General features: G+C 72.2%; 8 protein-coding genes. All 8 read left to right on the plus strand.

Translation table 11 applies throughout. The features are described 5' to 3' along the window. Positions 1-385: 385 nt before the first annotated feature. Complete coding sequence (locus ACIQCH_RS38225; RefSeq protein WP_402588965.1) at positions 386-1,672, plus strand: GAF domain-containing protein; 1,287 nt, start codon at positions 386-388, stop codon at positions 1,670-1,672. Between the two features lie 13 nt (positions 1,673-1,685). Next, positions 1,686-2,246 carry a GNAT family N-acetyltransferase gene (locus ACIQCH_RS38230; protein WP_402588955.1) on the plus strand — a complete coding sequence of 187 codons (561 nt, stop codon included), beginning with the start codon at positions 1,686-1,688 and terminating at the stop codon, positions 2,244-2,246. Between the two features lie 140 nt (positions 2,247-2,386). Continuing rightward, entirely contained in the window at positions 2,387-2,470 is an 84-nt protein-coding gene (locus ACIQCH_RS38235) for a putative leader peptide (RefSeq protein ID WP_402588967.1), read from the plus strand. Between the two features lie 200 nt (positions 2,471-2,670). Then, positions 2,671-4,368: a nitrite/sulfite reductase gene (locus ACIQCH_RS38240; protein ID WP_402588957.1), complete on the plus strand. Its 1,698-nt coding sequence runs from the start codon at positions 2,671-2,673 to the stop codon at positions 4,366-4,368. Then, complete coding sequence (locus ACIQCH_RS38245; RefSeq protein WP_030195734.1) at positions 4,365-4,544, plus strand: hypothetical protein; 180 nt, start codon at positions 4,365-4,367, stop codon at positions 4,542-4,544. Before ACIQCH_RS38240 ends, ACIQCH_RS38245 begins: the two co-directional genes overlap by 4 nt. Continuing rightward, positions 4,541-5,242: a phosphoadenylyl-sulfate reductase gene (locus ACIQCH_RS38250; RefSeq protein ID WP_402588959.1), complete on the plus strand. Its 702-nt coding sequence runs from the start codon at positions 4,541-4,543 to the stop codon at positions 5,240-5,242. Before ACIQCH_RS38245 ends, ACIQCH_RS38250 begins: the two co-directional genes overlap by 4 nt. 23 nt (positions 5,243-5,265) lie before the next feature. Further along, the gene (gene cysC, locus ACIQCH_RS38255; protein WP_402588961.1) at positions 5,266-5,811 is read left to right on the plus strand and encodes an adenylyl-sulfate kinase; all 546 of its coding nucleotides are present in this window, start codon (positions 5,266-5,268) and stop codon (positions 5,809-5,811) included. Further along, positions 5,808-6,002: phosphoadenosine phosphosulfate reductase family protein (locus ACIQCH_RS38260; RefSeq protein ID WP_402588963.1), on the plus strand; the 195-nt coding region annotated here is incomplete at its 3' end. The genes cysC and ACIQCH_RS38260, both read left to right, overlap by 4 nt.

Below are 6,002 nucleotides of genomic sequence, written 5' to 3' on the forward strand. Positions count from 1 at the left end.
GATGTCTTGGAGGACAAACCTCTTCTACAGCAGCTCCGCTGCCTCGTTCACGGGCCTTGACGAACAGCCCCCGCCCTTAACTGAACGGCGTTGCCGCTAGGGGCTGGGTGGCCGCAGGTACGTACGCCCGGTGCACCCGGCACTCCCTTTGGGACGCCCGTACCGGCATGCGGACGGGGTGGCGCCGCGCCGACTCGGCACCACCCCCGTCACTAGGCCCCGAGGAGGAGCTGCAGACGCCGCCGGGCGGCGTCGCGCACAGTTTCGGTCGGGTGACCGGGACTTGGCGAGAGTTGCAAACGGTTGCAACCCTTTGGGGCATCCGGTTCAGTACGGGGAGGATCCGGTGACCGACACCGCTGTCGACCTGGCCAGGCTGGCGGCCATGGACTCGCGGCAGGCCGCCCGCCTGCTCAAGGGCATACGGGCCGCCGCGCTCTCGGGGCACGCGCCGCCGACGGCACCGCGCCCGGAGATCGCCGCGTCCTGGGGGCGGATGCTGGCGGGCGGGGTGCACCCGGACCGGGACGCCCGCTCGCGCATGCTGTCGCTGGCCGAGACGGAGCGGCGGCGGCACGACTCGCCCTTGCGCGAGGTGCTGCCGGTGCTGCGCGAGGGCCTGCTGCCCGCGCTGGACGAGACCCTGCACATCATGGTGGTCTCGGACGCCGAGGGCCGCCTGCTGTGGCGGGAGGGCCACGCCTCGATCCTGAAGAAGGCCGACCGGCTGGGCTTCGAGGTGGGGGCGGACTGGGACGAGTCTGTGGTCGGCACCAACGGGGTCGGCACGGCCCTGGTGGCCCGGCGGCCCGTGCAGGTGTTCTCGGCCGAGCACTTCGTCTCCACCCACCACGACTGGACCTGCGCCGGCGCGCCCGTGCACGATCCGCGCGACGGCCGGCTGCTGGGGGTGGTGGACGTCAGCGGACCGCTGGCCACGATGCACCCGGCCACGCTGGCCTGGGTCTCCTCGGTGGCGCGGCTGGCGGAGACCGAGCTGCGGGTGCGGCACCTGAGGTCCCTGGAGGGCCTACGGGCGGTGGCGGCGCCGCTGCTGGCGCGGCTGCCGGGGCGGGCGCTGGCCGTGGACGGCCTGGGCTGGACGGCGGCGGTCACGGGCATGGCGCCGCCGGAGCGGGTGGTGCTGCCGAAGTCGTGCGGCCCGGGGCCGGTGTGGCTGCCGGCGCTGGGCGACTGCGTGGTCGAGGCGCTGCCGGGCGGCTGGCTGGTCCGGGTCGCGGAGGCCCGTACCGCGGGCGCGGTGGGTCGCGTGGTGCTGGACCTGGGGCGGGCGCGGCGCTGGTCGGCCACGGTGTCCGGGGCCGCCGGAAGCTGGACGCAGGAGCTCAGCCCGCGCCACGCGGAGCTGCTGTTCCTGTTGGCGCGGGCCCGTGACGGGGGCGGGCCCGGTGCCGCGGCGCACGGGGGCGGGCGGACGGCCGCCGAGCTGGCGCAGGAGATCTTCGGGGACGCCTCCCGGACGGTGACCGTCCGTGCGGAGATGTCGCGCGTGAGACGGCATCTCGCCGGCGTGCTGGCGCACCGCCCGTACCGCTTCGCCGAGGGCGTGGAGGTGGAGGTGCTCCTGCCGCCGGACCCCTCGGACCTGCTCCCCCACTCCACGGCCCCGGCCGTGGTCAGGGCCCGTACGGGCGCCGAACGGAGGCTGTGATTCCCTGGCAGGCATGAGCATCACTCTCACCACCTGGTCACTGGAGCAGACCTCACCCGCCGACCTGGTCCCGGCCGCCGAACCCGGCGGCGAGATCACGATCGTGCGGGCCGAGGTGCCCTCGCCCGAGTTCAGCCGCTTCCTGTACGCGTCCGTGGGACAGGACATCCACTGGACGGACCGCCTCTCCCTGTCGTACGAGGACTGGCGCAAGCAGCTGGAGCGGCCGGGGGTGGAGACCTGGGTGGCGTACGACCGCGGCACGCCCGCGGGGTACGTCGAGCTCGACCCGCAGGACGACGGGGTCGTGGAGATCATGTACTTCGGCCTGCTGCCGGCGTTCCGGGGCCGACGCATCGGCGGGCACCTGCTGACGTTCGGCACGGCCCGGGCGTGGGACCTGGCGGACCGCTGGCCGGGCCGGGAGGCCACCCGTCGGGTGTGGGTGCACACCTGCAGCCAGGACGGCCCGACGGCCATGGACAACTACCAGCGCCGCGGCTTCCGCGTCTTCAGGACCGAGACGGAGGAGAAGGCGGAGACCCCGACCCCCGGCCCCTGGCCGGGCGCCTGACACCACGGAACGGCCCGTCGGCCCGCCGGCCGGCGGGTCCACGGGTGACCCACACCACAGCGTCCCGCATTTCGAGACGATCAAGTCCACATTACGGACGCTAGTGGACTCCTCCAAGTGCCGCGTGCCAGGCTTCCGCCATGACTGGAGCTGGAATTGCCTTGGTGAGTCGACGACACGTCGACCTCGGCCGCGTATCCAGCGCCATCTGTATGGCGCGCTGACAGAACCAGCCACGCCGCATCTCGCCGTCCCCGTCGCCGCGGACGCGCCGAATCCCCCTAGGGCCGAAGAGGGCCCCCGCACACCGCAGCGGGGACCCGCTTTGCCGCACCTGCGCACATGTGCGCTGGTCACCGCAGCAATGGGGGCATGCCGCCGCCACCTGCCCCCTGCCCTGACCGCCACAGAAGGACGAATAGCCATGGCCGCCACCCCCGAGACCCCCACCCCCGCCACAGCGCGCCGCAAGACCACGCGCCACCGCGGCGAGGGCCAGTGGGCCCGTGGCCACTTCACGCCCCTCAACGGCAACGAGCAGTTCAAGAAGGACGACGACGGTCTCAATGTGCGGACACGCATTGAGACGATCTACTCCAAGGCCGGATTCGACTCGATCGACCCCAACGACCTGCGCGGACGCATGCGCTGGTGGGGTCTGTACACCCAGCGCAAGCCCGGGATCGACGGCGGCAAGACCGCGATCCTGGAGCCGGAGGAGCTGGACGACGAGTACTTCATGCTCCGCGTCCGCATCGACGGCGGCCGGCTGACCACCGAGCAGCTGCGCGTCATCGGTGAGATCTCGCAGGAGTTCGCCCGCGGCACGGCCGACATCACCGACCGCCAGAACGTGCAGTACCACTGGATCCGCATCGAGGACGTGCCGGAGATCTGGAACCGCCTGGAGGCGGTCGGCCTGTCCACCACCGAGGCCTGCGGCGACACCCCGCGCGTCATCCTCGGCTCGCCGGTCGCCGGCATCGCCGAGGACGAGATCATCGACGGCACCCCCGCCATCGAGGAGATCTACCGCCGCATCGTGGGCAACAAGGACTTCTCCAACCTGCCCCGCAAGTTCAAGTCCGCGGTCTCGGGCTCGCCCCTGCTGGACGTGGCCCACGAGATCAACGACATCGCGTTCGTCGGCGTGCACCACCCCGAGCACGGCCCCGGCTTCGACGTCTGGGTCGGCGGCGGCCTCTCGACCAACCCGAAGCTCGGCGTCCGCCTGGGCACGTGGGTCTCGCTCGACGAGGTCCCGGACGTGTACGAGGGCGTCATCTCGATCTTCCGCGACTACGGCTACCGGCGGCTGCGCAACCGCGCCCGCCTGAAGTTCCTGGTCGCCGACTGGGGCCCGGAGAAGTTCCGGCAGGTCCTGGAGGACGAGTACCTCCGGCGGAAGCTGACCGACGGCCCCGCCCCCGAGCAGCCCGTGCAGACCTGGCGCGACCACGTCGGCGTGCACCGCCAGAAGGACGGCCGCTTCTACGTGGGCTTCGCCCCGCGCGTCGGCCGGGTCGACGGCGCCACCCTGACGAAGATCGCGGACGTCGCCGAGCGGCACGGCTCCGGCCGGGTGCGCACCACCGCCGAGCAGAAGATGCTCGTGCTCGACGTCACCGAGGACCAGGTCGAGTCGCTGACGGCCGCCCTGGAGGCGCTGGACCTGCGGGTCAAGCCGTCCCCGTTCCGGCGCGGCACGATGGCCTGCACCGGCATCGAGTTCTGCAAGCTGGCGATCGTCGACACCAAGGGCCGTGGCCAGAGCCTGATCGAGGAGCTGGAGCGCCGCCTGCCGGAGTTCGACCAGCCGCTGACGATCAACATCAACGGCTGCCCCAACGCGTGCGCCCGCATCCAGGTGGCGGACATCGGTCTCAAGGGCCAGCTGGTCCTCGACGACGACGGCAACCAGGTCGAGGGCTTCCAGGTGCACCTGGGCGGTGCCCTGGGCCTGGACGCCGGCTTCGGCCGGAAGGTCCGCGGCCTGAAGGTCACCTCGGCCGAGCTGCCGGACTACGTCGAGCGGGTCGTCACGCGCTTCGAGGCGGAGCGCACCGACGGCGAGCGGTTCGCCCAGTGGGTGGGCCGGGCCTCCGAGGAGGCCCTGTCGTGAGCGAGCGCGCCGCCCCCTTCTACTGCCCGTACTGCGGCGAGGAGGACCTGTTCCCGAGCGAACAGGGCCACGGAGCCTGGGAATGCCGGGGGTGCAACCGGGCTTTCCAGCTGAAGTACCTCGGGCTGCTGGCCCGTGGCTTCCAGGGCAACTCCGCAGGAGGGGACTCGATATGACCACCGTTCAGGACGCGCAGGCACTCAAGGAACTGGCCGAGCAGGCGGGCCGCGACCTCGAGGACGCCTCGGCGCTGGAGATCCTCACCTGGGCCGGGGAGACGTTCGGGCCGCGCTTCTGCGTCACCTCCTCGATGGAGGACGCGGTCGTCGCGCACCTGGCGTCCCGGGCGTACCCGGGCGTGGAGGTGGTGTTCCTCGACACCGGCTACCACTTCGAGGAGACCATCGGCACCCGCGACGCGGTCGACGCCGTGATGGACGTCAAGGTCATCACCCTCACCCCGCGCCAGACGGTCGCCGAGCAGGACGCCGAGTACGGCCCGAAGCTGCACGACCGCGACCCGGACCTGTGCTGCGCGCTCCGCAAGGTCAAGCCGCTGGAGGAGGGCCTGACCGGCTACGACGCGTGGGCGACGGGGCTGCGTCGCGACGAGTCCCCGACCCGGGCGAACACCCCGGTGGTCGGCTGGGACGAGAAGCGGCAGAAGGTCAAGATCTCGCCGATCGCCCGCTGGACCCAGGACGACGTGGACGCCTACGTCGCCGACCACGGGGTCCTCACCAACCCGCTGCTGATGGACGGCTACGCCTCGGTCGGCTGCGCCCCCTGCACCCGCCGCGTGGCGGAGGGCGAGGACGCGCGGGCCGGCCGCTGGGCGGGCCGGGCCAAGACCGAGTGCGGGCTGCACGGCTGATGACGGAACGTACGGAGAAGCAGATGAGCGTGACGGACCAGGGCGCCACCGTGTGGCTGACCGGTCTGCCGAGCGCGGGCAAGACCACGATCGCGTACGCGCTGGCCGAGCGGCTGCGCGGCGAGGGCCACCGCGTGGAGGTGCTCGACGGCGACGAGATCCGCGAGTTCCTGTCGGCGGGCCTGGGCTTCACCCGCGAGGACCGGCACACCAACGTGCAGCGGATCGGCTTCGTGGCCGAGCTGCTCGCGAGCAACGGCGTCAAGGCGCTGGTCCCGGTGATCGCGCCCTACGCGGACAGCCGCGAGGCCGTCGCCGAGCGCCACGCCGTGGCCGGGACGGCGTACCTCGAGGTGCACGTGGCGACCCCGGTCGAGGTGTGCTCCGAGCGCGACGTGAAGGGCCTGTACGCCAAGCAGGCGGCCGGCGAGATCTCCGGCCTCACGGGCGTGGACGACCCGTACGAGGCCCCGGGGGCGCCCGACCTGCGCATCGAGTCGCACACCCAGACCGTCCAGGAGTCCGCGGCGTCGCTGTTCGCGCTGCTCACCGAAAAGGGGCTGGCATGACCACCGCCGCGCACACGCACGACACGACCGCGGACGCGGACGCGCCGTACGCCCTGTCGCACCTGGACGCGCTGGAGTCCGAGGCGATCCACATCTTCCGCGAGGTGGCGGGCGAGTTCGAGAAGCCGGTGATCCTCTTCTCCGGCGGCAAGGACTCGATCGTCATGCTGCACCTGGCGCTCAAGGCGTTC

This window comes from Streptomyces sp. NPDC093225 (assembly GCF_044753805.1).
Classification (GTDB): domain Bacteria; phylum Actinomycetota; class Actinomycetes; order Streptomycetales; family Streptomycetaceae; genus Streptomyces.